This window comes from Paenibacillus sp. Soil522 (assembly GCF_001428245.1).
Lineage (GTDB): Bacteria > Bacillota > Bacilli > Paenibacillales > Paenibacillaceae > Pristimantibacillus.
Map to the genome: position 1 here is coordinate 1 of NZ_LMRV01000005.1, position 2630 is coordinate 2630.

General features: G+C 38.4%; 4 protein-coding genes. All 4 read right to left on the reverse strand.

Annotation, left to right across the window (positions count from 1 at the left end):
- Nucleotides 1–212: 212 nt before the first annotated feature.
- Nucleotides 213–578 (reverse strand): hypothetical protein, encoded by a 366-nt coding sequence (locus ASG81_RS02770; protein WP_056628903.1) that lies wholly within the window; start codon nucleotides 576–578, stop codon nucleotides 213–215.
- A gap of 244 nt (nucleotides 579–822) precedes the next feature.
- Nucleotides 823–990 (reverse strand): hypothetical protein, encoded by a 168-nt coding sequence (locus ASG81_RS31820; protein WP_155971135.1) that lies wholly within the window; start codon nucleotides 988–990, stop codon nucleotides 823–825.
- Nucleotides 991–1485: 495 nt separating this feature from the next.
- On the reverse strand, nucleotides 1486–1836 hold the full coding sequence (locus ASG81_RS02775; RefSeq protein WP_200961409.1) for a hypothetical protein: 351 nt from the start codon (nucleotides 1834–1836) through the stop codon (nucleotides 1486–1488).
- 66 nt (nucleotides 1837–1902) lie between these two features.
- Nucleotides 1903–2346 (reverse strand): VOC family protein, encoded by a 444-nt coding sequence (locus ASG81_RS02780; protein ID WP_056628905.1) that lies wholly within the window; start codon nucleotides 2344–2346, stop codon nucleotides 1903–1905.
- Nucleotides 2347–2630 lie beyond the last annotated feature (284 nt).

Below are 2630 nucleotides of genomic sequence, written 5' to 3' on the forward strand. Positions count from 1 at the left end.
TTTTCACTTACATATTTAAATATGTAATAAAAAACTCCCCAATTCTAAAAAATATATAGATTGCAGCTACCATTGATTTTATTCCACTCTAAATGCGTACTCGAAATATGTATCCGAACCGTTTAGAAATTTGTTTGGTACTGACGAATGAAAAAAAAAGGAGCTGCAGTAAAGCAAGCTCCTCCACTATCGTACCCCGTTAGCGTAACTGCTTATCGTAAGTTTGTGTCTGGAATTCGAGGATTTGTAAGTAAATGAATAAGCAATAATACTACTGATTGAATTATCCAAAAGAAAAACCATTCGGGTTGCCAGTGCCACAAATAATGCTGAATGAAAAACCGAAGTAATAAATAATAAGTCAGGCCTGTAACCAACCAGCTCAATAAAAATGTTTTCCAAAATCCCATTCTTAAAAAAATAAGGAATGAACCAAATATTAAAGGGGTCACTGGACCGATTATTGTATGAGCAGCTGCACCATTAAAGTTATCATTATTTGTTTCAATAGCTAAACCGAGAATAATTAACAGAAATAACAAGAGCAGGACAAAGAGTAGCTTTAATTTCTGTTTCAAAATGGTTCACCACCTTTATAGGATTAGACTCCGCAGCATGGGTAAAGTTCCTTGCAGATCAAAAGAAGAGCTGCCACATGGCAGTTCCTCCACTATCGTCTCCGTTAGTTGAACGAATTCCGTGGTTTTAACTGTCCCTAGACGAAGGCAAAGAAAGACCTGCTTCTTTAAGGCAAACTCTGCCACTGAGACCGTGTGTTAACTACGAAATGAATCGACAGTTGCATGTAAACTGAGTATTCGATTATGGTAAAATATTTACTTCCATAGCATATATAAACATTTCATTTATGTCTGCTTGCCCAAAAGAACTGACCCATAATTCAATTTTTGTTCCTGGGTATAATTCCTCCGGCCTTACTTCTACTTTATGATGATCGTTAATTATTTTATATACATGTGCGTTATCCAATAAAAAAAGACCTCTATATGAGTTAGTTGAAGGATACATATCATTATATTGTTTGAAGATTTCAAACGATGGCGAGTAATCTTACTGTAAACATATACGCCGGACCATATTTATCGCTTACGTAATCTAGGTTCTTATTGCCTGCTTGATATCGACGACCACTGCAGTAAACCGATAAGTATCGGTGCCATATTCCAACTTCTGGTTTCTGTCGCCTGAGTTACGTGAGCAACCCACCAGTACTAATAGTAAAACCATACTTACCAATAAAATCCGCATCAACATAACCACTCTCTCAGACCCATAACCAAACGGTTTTATTACCAAAATGCATCAACCCCTCAGAGAAGATTTAATCCATATACTACCATATACTATATGATGATATTCATTCTGGAAAGGGCACCCTGTCAGGCGCTAGGACTTTCTGCACTCTCCTGCCAGTTAGCGTAATGAAATAAGCAGGCTACAGTAGCACCTGCTCATCAATGTGTATCATTCAACTATCGTACCCGTTAGCTTAATAACGTTAATACAACCACCTTCTGCCTCAGGCAGTGCTTTATATGCGTCTTTGCCATTAACGATCTGTTGGATATATGTTCTTAAGTCCAATAATTGTTTTTCATCGTTGCTTACACTACAATCCTGGTCAGTCCACGAGAATGTTTTCGTTTCACCATTTATAGTAATTTTCCAGCTATCTGTATTGCTGGGAGTCTGGGAACAGCCCCCTTGCTGCGAAAATTCATTTATTCCCATAATGTTTATTTCTCTCATTTTATCATAAATATTTTGCATTTCATCTTGGCTAAATGAGACGTCTGCCTTTGCTGTACCTTTCATAATCAAATCTTTTGTAACAGAATTGTTATAGGTGTTTATTTCAATAGGGTGTGAACTAATTTGTGATTATTCTTGACGTCCCTGAATTCTAAAATTCAGCATTTCTAAATAGTGAGAATTATACATAATGCCAAGAACGTTACCAAATGGATCTGTAACGGAAGCCGTGATGAATCCCTCTCCGCGGTGTACGAGTGGTTCGTACTCTTTCGCTCCCATGGCTTTCAAATTGTTAAGTGTAGCTTCAATATCATCAACATGCCAGTACATGATGGCACCACCTGAGCCAGCCACTGCATTAGCCGGTGCAAAACGTCGATGGATCAGTCCCAGTTCGTGCTGGTAGTCCCCTATGCGAAACTCGGCATAAGCAAGTTTACCATCAGGTCCTGAGCGTTCAAAGTAAGGCGCTATACCCAGTAATTCTGAGTACCATACCTTTGCCGCCTCCATATCATCTGCCCAATAACTGATGGTCGCAAATCCTCGTAATGTTTGTTTTATACTCATATCAATCTTCCTCCTAAGATAAATTTATTCCATTATGAACACTGACACCCATATGTCAGTGTTTTATTTTTCTTTAAAGGGAATTGACGTAATCACATAACAAGCGATTCATAGAAAACCGAAATAATTCAAATCGGTTATCCCACTAGCACAACTACCCGCTAGGTGAACAAAAGGCTGCCGATCTGAACTGCACCCCGTCAAGTAGACAGCACAAAAAATAAAAACAGTTAGGCGGCCTTGGTCCTAAATTCTATCGGACTGAGGCCGTTTAATTTCGCTTG